Source organism: Streptomyces sp. NPDC001634 (assembly GCF_040298185.1).
GTDB lineage: Bacteria > Actinomycetota > Actinomycetes > Streptomycetales > Streptomycetaceae > Streptomyces.
In genome coordinates this window covers 44,735-59,539 of record NZ_JBEOZU010000023.1, presented here as the reverse complement: position 1 = coordinate 59,539, position 14,805 = coordinate 44,735, and the positions used below count along the sequence as shown (strand labels likewise).

Genomic DNA, 14,805 nt, shown 5'->3' with positions numbered 1-14,805 from the left:
GGGACCTCACGCATGTCCGACGACGCGCAGACGCCGGGGGCGCCGGAGAACGCGGCCCCGGACCCGTGGGCTCCGCCCGTCGACGGGACGGACCGGGCACCCGGCACACCGGGAGGCGCGGCAGGACGGGCACCCGGCATACCGACTGTTCCGGACAGCCGGGCACCGGGGGCTCCGGCCGACCAGGCCCCCAAGGTCCTGTTCGACAAGTCCGGTCCGCGCACCGCGCGGGACCCGTGGGCGCCGCCCGTCGAGGACGCGGTGCCCGGCCCGGACGGCGCCGGTCCGGCCGGGGGCACCCCCGTCGGCCCCCGGGACACCCCTTCCGTGCACGACCAGCCCACGGTCGTCTCCCGGCCGGGCTCCGACGCACCGGGCGCTGCGGCCCAGGGCCCCTGGAACAACCCCTTCGCCCCGCCGAGCCCCACCCCCTCGACACCGGGTAACCCCTTCGCGCCACCGTATCCCGCGGCCTCCGGGAATCCCTTCGCCCCACCGACGCCCGCGGCCTCCGGGAATCCCTTCGCCCCACCGACGCCCGCGGCCTCCGGGAATCCCTTCGCCCCACCGACGCCCGCGGCCTCCGGGAACCCCTTCGCCCCACCGCCCCCGGCGGCTCCCGGCAACCCCTTCGCGCCGCCCGCCGCCGGTGAGCACGTGCCGCCGCCGCCCATCGGGCCCGAAGGGCCCGGGCGGGTGCCCTACGGCTATCCCCAGTACCCCGGATATCCCGGGTACGGCGCGCCGTACGGCCCCCAGGGCGGCCCCGGCTACGGCTGGCCCGGGATGCCGCTCGCGCCGGACAACGGCACGGGCACCGCCTCGCTCGTGATCGGGATCATCTCCGCCGTGGTGTTCTGCCTCTGGCCGGTGTCCATCTTCATGGGCGTGCTCGCCGTGATCCTCGGCATCGTCGGCCGGCGCAAGGCGCACCGCGGCGAGGCGACGAACGGGGGCATGGCCCTGGCCGGCATCATCTGCGGAGCGGTCGGCTTCGTCCTCGGCGTCGTGCTGCTCATCGTCTTCGTCGCCGCCCCCTACAACAGCTTCGACACCCCCGGGAACGGCACCGACGACGGCTACTCGACATCGCTGGTGGTACCCGGGCAGCCCTAGGTCCTGTCGTCAAACTCCCGTCGTCCGCCCGGAGGGCGGGCCCTCGTCGCGGGGCTGGGGGCACCTCCCGGCCGAAGGCTGGGGGAGGGAGTTTGACGACAGGGCCTAGCGCGCGCCCAGCCGCTCCCGGGCCTCCATCAGTGCGAATCCCAGCAGATTCGGCCCCCGCCAGCGTTCCGGATCCGACGCCCGTTCGTCGTCCGCAGCGAGCCCGATGCCCCATACCCGGTCCATCGGGCTCGCCTCGACCAGCACGCGATCCCCCGTGCCCAGCAGAAACGTCCGCAGGTCGGCGTGGGCGGCGAACTTGTGGGTGCTGCCCTCGACCACGATGCCGAAGCGCTCACGCTCCCATATGGCTTCGTCGAAGCCGCGCACCAGCCGCCCCGCCTTCTTGGCGAGCGCCGGGTTCGGTGCCTGAAGGGCCTTCCGCTCCGCCTCGGCGTCGTCGAAGAGTCTCGCCTTCGAGGCCATCATCCAGTGCTCCGCCGTCGCGTACTCCACTCCGTCGACGGTGAACGGCGACGGCCACCACTGGCTCAGACAGCTCGCCCCGATCTGTCCGTCCGGCCGCGGCCGGTGGCCCCAGAAGTGCAGGTACTTGACCCTCGCCCCCGCGTGGACCGCCCCGATCAGGGCTTCCCAAGAATCGATCTTCCCCATGCACGCGAGTCTGGCACGCACCACTGACACTCCGTCCCCCCTTTATCGGGAGCACTCGACACCTGGTCGACAGATTCCGTCGCGTAACCAAAAGGCAACAACGGAATCCCTTGTTGGTGAACGCCTGCTCTGTCAGGATCGGCACTCAAATCAGGCTGGAGCTACGCCAGCCCCCGCGGAAATCGCGGGTCGGCGGCGGAGGAGAGCGACATGCACAATCCGGGCAACGCCGGCGACGCCGACACGACCCGCTTCAGGACGCAGGACGACGTACGGGAACGTTTCGCGGACGGTGCGCAGTACATCGCGGGCAGACCGGCCAGGGGTACCTCGGGCCGCACCCACGCGGTGGTCGACCCCTCGACGGGCACCGAGGTCTACACCTACGAGCTCGCCGGCGCCGAGGACGTCGACCGCGCCGTGGCCGCCGCCCGCGCCGCCTTCCCCGGCTGGTCCACCGCCACCCCCGGCGAGCGCTCCGACGCGCTGCACCGCTTCGCCGCCGTCCTCGCGGACCGCGCCGAGGACTTCGCCCGCGTCGAGTCCCTCCAGTGCGGCAAACCCCTCAAGCTGACGCGGGAGTTCGATGTCCCCGGCACGATCGACAACACCGCCTTCTTCGCCGGTGCGGCCCGGCATCTGCAGGGGCAGTCCGCCGGTGAGTACTCCGGCGACCACACCTCCTACGTCCGCCGCGAACCCATCGGCGTCGTCGGCTCCATCGCGCCCTGGAACTACCCCCTCCAGATGGCCGCCTGGAAGATCCTCCCGGCGATCGCCGCGGGCAACACGATCGTCCTGAAGCCGGCCGAGCTGACCCCGCTGACCTCACTTCTCTTCGCCCGGGCCGCCACGGACGCCGGGATCCCGGACGGTGTCATCAACATCGTCACCGGTACCGGCAAGGAGGCGGGCGAGCACCTCGTCGGCCATCCGGACGTGGCCATGACCTCCTTCACCGGGTCCACCCCCGTCGGCAAGCGGGTCGCGGAGATCGCCACCGCCACCGTCAAGCGGCTCCATCTGGAACTCGGCGGCAAGGCGCCGTTCGTCGTCTTCGACGACGCCGACCTGGAGGCCGCCGTCAACGGCGCGGTCGCGGGCGCGCTCATCAACACCGGCCAGGACTGCACGGCCGCCACGCGCGCGTATGTGCAACGCCCCCTCTACGAGGAGTTCGTGGCGCGGACCGCCGCCCTCATGGAGACCGTCCGGCTCGGGGACCCCTTCGCCCCGGGCACCGACCTCGGCCCGCTGATCTCGCACGTCCAGCGCGACCGGGTGGCCGGGTTCGTCGACCGGGCGCGCGCCTACGCGCGCGTGGTGACCGGCGGTCAGGCCCCTGAAGGGGATCTCAAGAACGGTGCGTACTATCGGCCGACCCTTGTCGCCGACGTACCCCAGGACAGCGAGATCGTGCGGTCCGAGATCTTCGGGCCCGTGCTGGTCGTGCTGCCCTTCGACAGCGACGACGACGGCATCCGGCTTGCCAACGACACCCCGTACGGCCTCGCCGCCTCCGCCTGGAGCCGGGACGTCTACCGGGCCGGCCGTGCCACCCGCGAGCTCAAAGCCGGCTGCGTGTGGGTCAACGACCACATCCCGATCATCAGCGAGATGCCCCACGGCGGCTATCGGGCCTCCGGCTTCGGCAAGGACATGTCCGCGTATTCGTTCGAGGAGTACACCCAGATCAAGCACGTCATGTTCGACAACACCGCGGTGGCCCGGAAGGACTGGCACCGCACCATCTTCGGGGACCGCTAGCAGACAGGCCGCCCGACCCGCGGCCGCCGACCCCTCCCGAAAGGGCACCACGCGCATGGAGCAGTACGAGCCCGAACGCCTCTCCCCGGCCCAACCGGCCGCCATGCGGCGCAGCTTCCGGAACGGCAGGGCCTCCCTCGCCCGCCGTTCGCTGCTGCGCGCCTCCGCGGGCGGCGTGCTCGCGGTCGGCGGCCTCGGGGCGCTGAGCGCCTGCGGGATCCCCGCGGCGGGCAAGACCCAGGGCGGCACGTCCGCCGACGACCACTCGGCCAAGGAGAAGCTCGTCAATTTCTCCAACTGGCCCGAGTACATCGACGTGGACGACAGCGGAAAGCACCATCCCACGCTCGACGCCTTCGCCAAGCGGACCGGCATCCAGGTCAAGTACACCGAGGACATCAACGACAACGACGAGTTCTTCGGCAAGATCCAGCCCCAGCTCGCCGCGGGCCAGGACACCGGCCGCGACCTCATCGTCCTCACCGACTGGCTGGCCGCCCGCATGATCCGCCTGGGATACGTCCAGAAACTGGACCCGTCCAACCTGCCGCATGCCTTCGCCAACCTGTCGGACCAGTTCCGCGCCCCCGACTGGGACCCGGGCCGTGCCTACTCGTACCCCTGGCAGGGCATCTCGACCGTCATCGCGTTCAACAAGAAGGCGCTCGACGGCATCGAGGTGAAGTCGGTCTCCGACCTGCTCGACAACCCCAAGCTCAAGGGCCGGGTCGGCTTCCTGACCGAGATGCGCGACAGCATCGGCATGACGATGCTCGACATGGGCAAGGACCCGGCGAAGTTCACCGACGACGACTTCGACGCGGTGATCGCGCGCCTGCAGAAGGCCGTCGACAAGGGCCAGATCCGCCGCTTCACCGGCAACGACTACACGTCCGACCTCACCAAGGGCGACTTCGCCGCGTGCATCGCCTGGGGCGGAGACATTGTCCAGCTCCAGGCGGACAGCCCGGACGTCGGATACATCATCCCCGACAGCGGCTACATGACGTCGACCGACAACCTGCTCATCCCCAACAAGGCGCGTCACAAGACGAACGCGGAGCGGCTCATCGACTACTTCTACGAGCCCGAGCCGGCCGCCGAACTCGCCGCCTACATCAACTACGTGAGCCCCGTCGCGGGAGTGCAGTCCTACCTCGCCAAGATCGACAAGTCGGCGGCGAGCAACCCGCTGATCATTCCCGACAAGGCCATGCAGGCCAAGTCCCATGCCTTCCGCTCACTGAGCCAGAAGGAAGAGACGGCCTTCCAGCAGAAGTTCGCGAAGCTCACAGGGGCGTGACGAAGATGACGACAGACAACAGCGGCGACGTCCGCCTCTCCGGGATCAGCAAGAGCTACGGCTCCTTCACCGCCGTACACCCGCTCGAACTGACCGTGTCGCAGGGCTCCTTCTTCGCCCTGCTCGGTGCCTCCGGCTGCGGAAAGACCACCACACTGCGCATGATCGCCGGTCTGGAGGAACCTTCCTCCGGCACCGTCCACCTCGGCGACCAGGACGTGACGCACCTGCCGCCGTACAAGCGCCCGGTGAACACGGTCTTCCAGTCGTACGCCCTCTTCCCGCACCTCGACATCTTCGAGAACGTCGCCTTCGGCCTGCGCCGACGCGGTATCAAGTCGGTGAAGAAACAGGTCGAGGAGATGCTCGACCTCGTCCAGCTCGGCGAGCAGGCACGCAAGAAACCGCACCAGCTCTCCGGCGGCCAGCAGCAGCGCGTCGCCGTCGCCCGCGCGTTGATCAACCACCCCAAGGTGCTTCTGCTCGACGAACCACTCGGCGCCCTCGATCTGAAGCTGCGCCGGCAGATGCAGCTGGAGCTCAAGCGCATCCAGACCGAGGTCGGCATCACCTTCATCCATGTCACACACGACCAGGAGGAGGCCATGACGATGGCCGACACGGTCGCCGTGATGAACGCGGGCCGCGTCGAACAGCTCGGCTCTCCCACCGACCTCTACGAGAACCCGCAGACCACGTTCGTAGCCAACTTCCTCGGCACCTCGAACCTCATCGAGGCCGAGGTCGACACCAAGAGCGGCGAGGACATCGTCCTCAAGGCGGGCGCGGGCAAGCTTGTGCTCCCCGAGGCGCGCTGTTCCGCGCCGACGACGGCCGGCGGCAAGGTCCTGGTCGGTGTCCGCCCGGAGAAGATCTCCCTCACCCACGCAGACGACGCGGGCGGGATACCCGAGGGCCGCAACCGCATCACCGGCCGCATCGCCGACTCCAGCTTCATCGGTGTCTCCACGCAGTACGTCGTCGACAGCCCCGTCTGCTCCGAGTTCGAGGTCTACGCCCAGAACATCGACCGCGACGCCCGGCTGGTGCCCGGCGCCGAGGTCGTCCTGCACTGGAACCCGGCGCACACCTTCGGACTGGACGCGGCGCAGGACATCGACGCCGGCGTCGAGACCGTCGAGGAGGACGCCGCCTGATGGCCACCGTCACCGAGGCGCCGCCGCCGCTCGCGCCGGCCGCCCCAGAGAAGAAGCCCCCGCGCAAGCGGGGCCGCCTGGTGCCGTACTGGCTGCTCCTGCCCGGCATCCTCTGGCTGCTGGTCTTCTTCGCGCTGCCGATGATCTACCAGGCCTCCACGTCCGTGCAGACGGGCTCCCTGGAGCAGGGATACAAGGTCACCTGGCACTTCGCCACCTACTGGGACGCGCTGTCCCAGTACTGGCCGCAGTTCCTCCGCTCGGTCCTCTACGCGGCCGCGGCGACGGTCCTGTGCCTGCTGCTGGGCTACCCGCTGGCGTATCTGATCGCCTTCCGCGCGGGCCGCTGGCGGAACCTGATCATGATCCTGGTGATCGCGCCGTTCTTCACCAGCTTCCTGATCCGCACGCTCGCCTGGAAGACGATTCTCGCGGACAACGGCCCGGTCGTGCACACCCTCAACACGCTGCACATCCTCGACCTCACCAACTGGCTCGGCTGGACCGCGGGCGACCGCGTCCTGGCCACGCCGCTCGCGGTGGTCTGCGGTCTGACGTACAACTTCCTGCCGTTCATGATCCTGCCGCTGTACACCTCGCTGGAGCGCATCGACGGACGCCTCCACGAGGCCGCCGGCGACCTGTACGCCAAGCCCTTCACGACCTTCCGCAAGGTCACCTTCCCGCTGTCGATGCCGGGCGTCGTCTCCGGCACGCTGCTGACCTTCATCCCGGCCGCCGGTGACTACGTCAACGCCGACCTGCTCGGCTCCACCGACACCCGGATGGTCGGCAACGTCATCCAGACACAGTTCCTGCGGATCCTCGACTATCCGACGGCCGCGGCGCTCTCGTTCATCCTGATGGCCGCGATCCTCATCATGGTCACGGTCTACATCCGCAGGTCCGGCACGGAGGATCTGGTTTAAATGACCTTCGTCAACTGGCTCAAGCGCCATCTCGTCATCATCGCGGGACTCCTGACACTCGGATATCTGCTGCTGCCGAACGTCATCGTCACGCTGTTCTCCTTCAACAAACCGAAGGGGCGTTTCAACTACGAATGGCAGCAGTTCTCGCTGGACGCCTGGAAGCATCCGTGCGGTGTCGCGGACATGTGCGGCTCGCTCTCCATCAGCCTCCAGATCGCGGTCTATGCGACCATCGGCGCCACGATCCTCGGCACGATGATCGCCTTCGCGCTGGTCCGCTACCGCTTCCGCGCACGCGGCGCCGTGAACTCGCTGATCTTCCTGCCCATGGCGATGCCCGAGGTGGTCATGGCGGCCTCGCTGCTCACCCTGTTCCTCAACATGGGTGCTCAGCTCGGATTCTGGACGATCCTGATCGCCCACATCATGTTCTGCCTCAGCTTCGTGGTGACGGCCGTCAAGGCGCGCGTGATGTCGATGGACCCGAGGCTGGAGCAGGCGGCCCAGGACCTCTACGCGGGCCCGTCCCAGACCTTTCTGCGGGTCACCCTGCCGATCGCGGCACCCGGAATCGCCGCGGGCGCGCTGCTCGCCTTCGCGCTCTCCTTCGACGATTTCATCATCACCAATTTCAACGCGGGCTCGACCGTCACCTTCCCCATGTTCGTCTGGGGTTCGGCACAGCGCGGCACACCCGTTCAGATCAATGTCATCGGTACGACCATGTTCATCGTCGCCGTACTGTTCGTCCTGGCCTCCATGGCCATCGGCAACCGCCGAAATCGCCAGAAGGCGTAACGCAATTATCTTGTAGGGAGTTGAAATCATGGCCCCAAGCGCCATGACCCGTTGGACCAAGTCTCTTTCCGATGCCCAGCCCGTCCCGTACTGGCTGGAAGACCCCGGCAAGCCCCACCCCGAGCCCGCCCTCACCGGCGCCGAGACCTGCGATCTGCTGGTCGTGGGCGGCGGCTACAGCGGACTGTGGACCGCGCTCATCGCCAAGGAGCGGGACCCCAAGCGGGATGTGGTGCTGGTGGAGGGCCGCGAGGCGGGCTGGGCCGCCTCGGGCCGCAACGGCGGCTTCTGTGCCGCCTCCCTCACCCACGGCCTGGCCAACGGCCTCGCCCGCTGGCCGGACGAGATCCACAAGCTCCAGGAGATGGGCGTCCGCAACCTCGACGAGATCGAGAAGGCGGTCGCCCGCTACTCCCTGGACTGCGACTTCGAGCGCAGCGGCGAGATCGACGTCGCGACCGAGACGTACCAGGCGTGGGAACTGCGCGACTGGTACGAGGAGATGGAGCGCCGGGGCCTCGCCGACGGCGTCGAGTTCCTGGACGCCGAAGCGGTACGGGAACAAGTCGACTCACCGACCTTCCAGGCGGGCCTGTACGACCGCCGGGGCGTGGCCATGGTCCACCCCGCCAAGCTCGCCTGGGGACTCAAGCGCGCCTGTCTCCAACTCGGCGTCCGCATCTACGAGAACACGCCCGCGCTCACGTTGAAGGCGTACGGTGCCGGTCTGGCCGTACGCACCCCGTACGGCCAGGTCCGCGCCCGCAGGGTCGCGCTCGGCACGAACATCTTCCCGAACCTGCTGCGGCGCGTGCGCTCGTACACCGTCCCGGTCTACGACTACGCGCTGATGACCGAGCCGCTGACCACCGACCAGCTGGCGTCGATCGGCTGGAAGAACCGCCAGGGCCTGGGGGATTCGGCGAACCAGTTCCACTACTTCCGGCTCTCGGCCGACAATCGCATCCTGTGGGGCGGCTACGACGCGATCTACCCGTACGGCGGCCGGGTGCGCGCCGAGTACGACGACCGCCCGGAGACCTACGCCAAGCTCGCCGGGCACTTCTTCAGCTGCTTCCCGCAGTTGGAGGGCGTCCGTTTCAGCCATGCGTGGGGCGGCGCCATCGACACCTGCTCACGCTTCTCGGCGTTCTTCGGGACGGCGCACCAGGGGAAGGTGGCGTACGCGGCCGGTTACACCGGGCTCGGCGTCGGGGCCACCCGCTTCGGCGCAGAGGTGATGCTGGACCTGCTGTCGGGCGAGCGCACGGAGCGGACGGAGCTGGAGATGGTCCGCAAGAAGCCGCTGCCGTTCCCGCCGGAGCCCTTCGCCTGGACGGGCATCGCGCTCACCAAGTGGTCGCTGGCGCGGGCCGATGCACACGGCGGCCGGCGCAACTTCTGGCTGAGGACCATGGACAGGCTCGGGCTGGGGTTCGACAGCTGACCCCGGACCGAAATCGGCCCTGACCCGCGTAATGCCGTCCGGGGGACCTCGCTCTCTTTTGTGACGCGATCAGCGTCTTGCGAGAGAGAGGGAGGGCACCGTCATGACTGGGGAGAGGACGGCGGTCGAGTGGCTGGCATCCGTGGCTCCGTATCCGGATGCCTGCCGCTGGGAGTGGGAGCGCAACCCCCTCGGCGTCACGCTGCTGCCCGCCGGGAAGGCCTGGGACGTACTCATCGTGCCGGGCGAGCTGGGCCACCGCACGCTGGACGTGCTGTTCCGCATCACCGACCGGCCGGGCCCGGTGCTGGTCGACGCCGACGACGGGCGGACGGGCTTCTTCGTGCCGCCGGGCACCGCGGCCCGCTGGCTCGGCACCGGTGTGCGCACGGCAGGGCTCGGCACCTGGATCGTGGTGCCCTACCCGGGCCGGACGACCGGCACGGTCCGCTGGCTGATCCCGCCGGACGGCTCCGGCACCCTCACGGATCCGGCGCGGCTGGAACTCGCCATGCACGAGGCGGCGGCGCGGCTGGCGACGGACGGGGACGGCTAGGCAGCCGGAAGCCTTGACAACCGAATTGGTCTGGACCAAGTTGGGCGCGCTCCACCCTCCAATTCCCCCATGCCCGGAGGCACTTGTGGATCGCACCAGACCTTTCGCCCGGCACCGGCTTCCGGCCCTGTGCGCGGCCGCCGCGCTGGCCGTGTCCGGACTGACCGCAACCGCGTCGGCCGCCCGTGCGGCCGACGCGGACCTCGCGGGGAACGGCGGTTTCGAGGCCGGCCTCGACGGCTGGACCTGCAGCACTGCGGGCACCACCGTCAACTCCCCGGTGCACAGCGGTACGGCGGCGCTGCAGGCGACCCCGGCCGGCAGCGACAACGCCCAGTGCACCCAGACGGTGACGGTGCAACCGGACTCCCAGTACACGCTCAGCGGCTACGTCCGCGGCTCCTATGTCTATCTGGGCGCGAGCGGCACCGGCACCACGGACGTCTCGGCCTGGAGCCCGTCCGCACCGGACTGGCAGCAGCTCACCACGACCTTCCGCACCGGGGCCTCCACCACCAAGGTCACGATCTACACGCACGGCTGGTACGGCACCGGCGCGTACTACGCCGACGACATCTCGCTGGTCGGACCGGGCGTGGCCACGGGGCAGCCGCCCGCCGCGCCGACCGGCCTGAAGGCGGGCACGGTCACGTCCTCCAGCGTCGCCCTGTCCTGGTCGGCGGTCACCGGTGCGACGGGCTACGCGGTCTACCGCGACGGCGTGAAGGTCCGGACGACCAGCGGCACTTCGGCCACGGTGAGCGGCCTGTCGCCCACGACGGCGTACAGCTTCCAGGTCACGGCGGTGAACGACGCGGGCGAGTCCGCCAAGTCGGCAGGCGTGACCGCGACCACCTCCGCCGGACCGGGCGGAGGAGGTTCCACGGACCTCCCGGCCCACGCCCTGGTCGGCTACCTGCACGCGAGCTTCGCCAACGGCTCGGGCTACACCCGCCTGGCCGACGTCCCCGACAGCTGGGACGTCATCGACCTGGCCTTCGGCGAACCGACCTCCGCCACCTCGGGCGACATCCGCTTCACCCGCTGCCCCGTCACCGAGTGCCCGAACGCGGAGAGCGACGCCGACTTCAAGGCGGCGATCAAGGCCAGGCAGGCGGCCGGCAAGAAGGTGCTCATCTCGATCGGCGGCCAGAACGGCCAGGTGCAACTGACGACCACGGCAGCCCGTGACACGTTCGTCTCATCGGTGTCGAAGATCATCGACGACTACGGCCTCGACGGCCTGGACATCGACTTCGAAGGCCACTCGCTGTCCCTGGACACCAACGACACGGACTTCAAGAACCCGACCACACCCGTGATCGTCAACCTGATCTCGGCCCTGAGGACCCTGAAGGCCAAGTACGGCTCCCGGTTCGTCCTGACGATGGCCCCGGAGACCTTCTTCGTCCAGCTCGGCCACCAGTACTACGGCACGGGCAAGTGGGGCGGCCAGGACCCGCGCTGCGGCGCGTACCTCCCGGTGATCTACGCCCTGCGCGACGACCTCACCCTGCTGCACGTCCAGGACTACAACTCCGGCCCGATCATGGGTCTCGACAACCAGTACCACTCCATGGGCGGCGCCGACTTCCATATCGCCATGACCGACATGCTGCTCACCGGATTCCCGGTGGCGGGCGACCCGAACAGCGTCTTCCCGCCGCTGCGCCCCGACCAGGTGGCGATCGGCATGCCGGCGTCCACGAACGCCGGCAACGGCTACGTATCCCCGACGGAGGTCACCAAGACCCTGGACTGCCTGACGAAGAGGACGAACTGCGGCTCGTACGCGACCCACGGCACCTGGCCCGGCCTGCGCGGCCTGATGACCTGGTCGATCAACTGGGACCGGTACGGGAGCTGGGAGTTCCAGAAGACGTTCGACGGCTACTTCGGCTGAGGAACGCCGCGAGACCGGTCAGCAGGACCGCGCACAGGCACCAACTGGCCAGCACGTCCAGGGGCCAGTGATACCCGTGGCGGACCAGACCGAAGGCGACGCCGAGGTTGAGGACCAGACAGCCGCCGAGGACCCCGCGGCGGGTGTACCCCGTGCGCAGCCAGGGCCACAGGACGAGTGCCGCGGACCCGTAGGCGATCGCGGCGGTGGCCGTGTGCCCCGACGGGAAGTAACCCGTGCCCGGGCCCATGACCGGTGGGCCCGGCCGGGCGATCAGCTCTTTGATCGGCACGATGACCCCGGGCACGGCCGCCATGAGGACGGCCGCTGCGACGGAGGGCAGCCACCAACGGTGGGTACGAGTGGCACGCGCACGCCAGGCGACGTACATCAGGGCCACCACCAGGACCGGGACGGCGACCGCGATGTTGCCGAGGTCGGCGAGAAGCCCGGAGATCCGGTCCGGGTGGACGAGGGACCCGCTCAATCGCCTGTCCGCACGCGCGAGCGGCCCGTGGGCGACCACCTGCCAGGTGATCAGGAGGAAGAGGAGGGTCGCGGAGAACAGGACGCGAGCCGGTCGCCTCGGAGCCAGGGGGCTTCCGTCCTGCGAGGCAGGCGGATGCCTGAGGTCCGGGTCTCGGGAGGGCGACACGGTGCACAGCTTGGCAGGGGCGGTGGGCCGTAGGACGCCCGGGTCCGTGTTGTGGAGCTCAGCGTCCTTGGTCGTCCGCGGCACCGGAATCATGCCGGAGCCAGACGTGGTCGACCGGCTGAGCGGCATTCCAGCTCTTGGCAAGGCCGGCGTCGACCGGCATGAATTCGGCACCCTGGTAGCACCTGAGCGCTCTGTCGTTGTCCGGGTGCACCCGCATGAAGACATCGTCGAGGCCTGCCCCGACAGCCATGTGCCCGGCCTGCCCGACGGTCTCAAGACGCCTTACGCCCCTTTGGACTTCGCCGGCACGCACAGCCACGCGAGGCCTGCGGCGGTCAGGTAGGCGAGCGCACCGATGGCCATGCTGGTACGCAGCCCGGTGGTGTAGTCAGTGGCCGTGGCGAGCAGGCTGCCGCCGAGCGCCACGCCGGTGGCGCTGCCGATCTGGCGGGTGGTGTTGAACAGGGCGGAGGCGGAGCCTGAGTACGCCGGGGTTGCGGCACCCATCACGGTGGCGGTCGAGCCGGTGAGGGCGAAGGACGTACCGAATCCCGCGGCCATCATCGGGGCCACCAGTACAGGGTAGGCGGGGTCGGCTCCCGCTGCGGCCCAGCCGGCCAGCCCCAGAGCAGCCAGGAGCATGCCGGAGATCACCAGCGGACGATCGCCGGTGCGGCGGGTCAGCCGCCCGGACAGGACGGAGGCGAACATGGTCATCGCCACCGCCGGGAAGAGCGCCAGCCCCGTGCCGAGGGCGCTGAAGCCGCGCTGGTGCTGGAATTCCAGGCTGGCGGTGAACACCATGCCGTAGAAGCCGAAGTTGAACAGGAGGCCGATGACGGCTCCGCCGCTCATCGCACGAGAGCGCAGCAGGCTCAGCGGAAGGGCAGGAGACCGGGCCAGCCGCTCGCGCACCGCGAACGCCGCGGCGGCCAGTACGGCCAGGCCCGCCCCGGCGAGAACAGCCGGATCGGACCAGCCCCGCCGTCCGGCCTCGTTGAGCGCCGCGGTCAGCAGCGCCACCGCCGCCACCACCGCGCACTGCGCCGGCCAGTCCAGGGCCCGGGCGGCGCGCCGGGGCGAGCGTGCCACATGCCGCAGCGTCAGCACCAGACAGGCCACACCGACGGGCAGGTTGATGAGGAACACCCAGCGCCAACCCACCGTGGAGACGAGCAGCCCGCCGAGCAACGGTCCGGCAGAGGCCGCGATGCCCGCCATCGAACCCCACAGCCCGAAGGCCTGTGAGCGTGCGGCCGGCGCTGGGTAGGCCTGCTGGAGCAGGGCCAGGGAACCGGGCACGATCAGCGCCGCGCCGAGCCCCTCCACCAGCCGGGCCGCAACCAGGAAGGGGGCGCTCGGCGAGAGCGCGCACGCGGCCGAGGACACCGTGAACACCGCCACGCCCGAGCAGAAGACCTGACGGTTGCCCAGCCGGTCGCCCAGTGCGCCACCGGTCAGCAGGAACCCGGCGAAGACCATGGTGTACCCATCGGTGATCCACTGGATGCCGGTGAGCGAGGCCGACAGCTCCCGGCCGATCACCGGCACGGCGACGCTGATGATGGTCACATCCAGGATCACCATGAAATACCCGGCACACACGGCCAGCAGCGGTGCCCAGGACCGTTGCTCGGACTCCGGGGCCGACTCGGGAGAGGGCGTGGACTCACCGCTACCGGCCGACTCCGCGAACGCCACGGCCCCAGCTCCATCCCGTCCGCAGAGACTCTGCACCAAAAGCCACAGTATGTGACATATGCATCACGGTGCAGGAGCCCGGCTGCCCACATCGCCTCCTTCAGCCAGGACCGGCATGCCGGGGTGGCGCATCAGGAGGCCGGGCACGCGCCTTCGCGGACTGAGACGGTGACGGCGTCGTAGCCGATCGTCGGCTTGCGTTTCGTGGCCCGGACGTGGAGGCAGAAGGCGGTGTCCGTGCCTTCCGCCGTGACGGTGTAGTCGGCCTGTTCCGTGTCCCCGTTGCTCACGGCGGACTTCGGTCGCTGCGAGGAAAGCCTGACGGTCAGCGCGTCCCGGGGACCGTGGCCGTGCTGCGCGATGCCGGCCCGCAGGATCTCCTCGTAGTTCATGGTCCCGGGCCCGAACTGAGCGTCTCGCGACAATTCGGAGCTTGCCGACTGCACCGCGGACCGCAGGTCGTCCCCGTCCCAGCCGCCGGAGCCGCCGAGGAGCCCCGGGCGGTGGAGCAGGTACATGCCGCCGGCGGCGAACAGCAGCGAGCCGACGATGAGGGCACGGCCGACGGGGTTGTGCCGGTGGTGGGCGTAGCGGTTGGTCCCCCATTTGCTGCGGACGAGTATTCGGTCCGCGTCCTCGCTGCTGTCGGCCATGGCGAGATTCTTGACGTCGATCGCCGTGGTGACCAGTACCCGGAAGGCAGGTCGGCCGCCCCGGAACAGGGGGGGTGGTTCCGAGGCGGCCGTCCGGATCGGTGTGCCGCCCGCCCCGGGGGGTTTGGGGCGTGCGGCCGTCCGATCGGTG

General features: G+C 69.7%; 14 protein-coding genes. 9 read left to right on the top strand and 5 right to left on the bottom strand.

What is annotated here, in order from left to right:
- Positions 1-12: 12 nt before the first annotated feature.
- Positions 13-1,116, top strand: coding sequence for a DUF4190 domain-containing protein (locus ABT186_RS17545; protein ID WP_351234966.1), 1,104 nt, complete (start codon positions 13-15; stop codon positions 1,114-1,116).
- Positions 1,117-1,221: 105 nt separating this feature from the next.
- On the opposite strand, the gene ybiA is transcribed toward ABT186_RS17545, so the two are convergent.
- Positions 1,222-1,779, bottom strand: a complete 558-nt coding sequence (gene ybiA / locus ABT186_RS17540; RefSeq protein ID WP_351234968.1) for a riboflavin biosynthesis intermediates N-glycosidase — start codon at positions 1,777-1,779, stop codon at positions 1,222-1,224.
- 210 nt (positions 1,780-1,989) lie between these two features.
- Here ybiA and ABT186_RS17535 point away from each other — a divergent pair, with 210 nt between their 5' ends.
- The 8 genes from ABT186_RS17535 (at position 1,990) to ABT186_RS17500 (ending at position 11,642) form a co-directional block, all read left to right on the top strand.
- A complete protein-coding gene (locus ABT186_RS17535) occupies positions 1,990-3,546 on the top strand; it encodes a gamma-aminobutyraldehyde dehydrogenase (RefSeq protein WP_351234970.1) in 1,557 nt (518 codons plus the stop codon).
- Positions 3,547-3,601: 55 nt separating this feature from the next.
- Positions 3,602-4,849 carry a polyamine ABC transporter substrate-binding protein gene (locus tag ABT186_RS17530; protein ID WP_351234972.1) on the top strand — a complete coding sequence of 416 codons (1,248 nt, stop codon included), beginning with the start codon at positions 3,602-3,604 and terminating at the stop codon, positions 4,847-4,849.
- A 5-nt stretch (positions 4,850-4,854) separates the two neighbouring features.
- Positions 4,855-6,006, top strand: coding sequence for an ABC transporter ATP-binding protein (locus tag ABT186_RS17525; RefSeq protein WP_351234974.1), 1,152 nt, complete (start codon positions 4,855-4,857; stop codon positions 6,004-6,006).
- Complete coding sequence (locus ABT186_RS17520; RefSeq protein WP_351234976.1) at positions 6,006-6,935, top strand: ABC transporter permease; 930 nt, start codon at positions 6,006-6,008, stop codon at positions 6,933-6,935. The genes ABT186_RS17525 and ABT186_RS17520 overlap by 1 nt, the downstream gene beginning before the upstream one ends.
- The gene (locus ABT186_RS17515; protein WP_351234977.1) at positions 6,936-7,736 is read left to right on the top strand and encodes an ABC transporter permease; all 801 of its coding nucleotides are present in this window, start codon (positions 6,936-6,938) and stop codon (positions 7,734-7,736) included.
- 28 nt (positions 7,737-7,764) lie between these two features.
- Positions 7,765-9,183 carry an NAD(P)/FAD-dependent oxidoreductase gene (locus ABT186_RS17510; RefSeq protein WP_351234978.1) on the top strand — a complete coding sequence of 473 codons (1,419 nt, stop codon included), beginning with the start codon at positions 7,765-7,767 and terminating at the stop codon, positions 9,181-9,183.
- Between the two features lie 103 nt (positions 9,184-9,286).
- Positions 9,287-9,739, top strand: a complete 453-nt coding sequence (locus ABT186_RS17505) for a hypothetical protein (RefSeq protein WP_351234980.1) — start codon at positions 9,287-9,289, stop codon at positions 9,737-9,739.
- A gap of 85 nt (positions 9,740-9,824) precedes the next feature.
- Positions 9,825-11,642 (top strand): chitinase, encoded by a 1,818-nt coding sequence (locus ABT186_RS17500; protein ID WP_351925675.1) that lies wholly within the window; start codon positions 9,825-9,827, stop codon positions 11,640-11,642.
- On the opposite strand, the gene ABT186_RS17495 is transcribed toward ABT186_RS17500, so the two are convergent.
- The 4 genes from ABT186_RS17495 to ABT186_RS17480 form a co-directional block, all read right to left on the bottom strand.
- Positions 11,581-12,297, bottom strand: coding sequence for a phosphatase PAP2 family protein (locus ABT186_RS17495; RefSeq protein ID WP_502973231.1), 717 nt, complete (start codon positions 12,295-12,297; stop codon positions 11,581-11,583). The two genes, ABT186_RS17500 and ABT186_RS17495, sit on opposite strands and share 62 nt — an antisense overlap.
- Before the next feature lie 58 nt (positions 12,298-12,355).
- On the bottom strand, positions 12,356-12,550 hold the full coding sequence (locus ABT186_RS17490; protein WP_351925674.1) for a hypothetical protein: 195 nt from the start codon (positions 12,548-12,550) through the stop codon (positions 12,356-12,358).
- 32 nt (positions 12,551-12,582) lie between these two features.
- The gene (locus tag ABT186_RS17485) at positions 12,583-14,001 is read right to left on the bottom strand and encodes an MFS transporter (RefSeq protein ID WP_351925673.1); all 1,419 of its coding nucleotides are present in this window, start codon (positions 13,999-14,001) and stop codon (positions 12,583-12,585) included.
- A gap of 131 nt (positions 14,002-14,132) precedes the next feature.
- Positions 14,133-14,654: a hypothetical protein gene (locus tag ABT186_RS17480; RefSeq protein ID WP_351226135.1), complete on the bottom strand. Its 522-nt coding sequence runs from the start codon at positions 14,652-14,654 to the stop codon at positions 14,133-14,135.
- Positions 14,655-14,805: the final 151 nt, after the last annotated feature.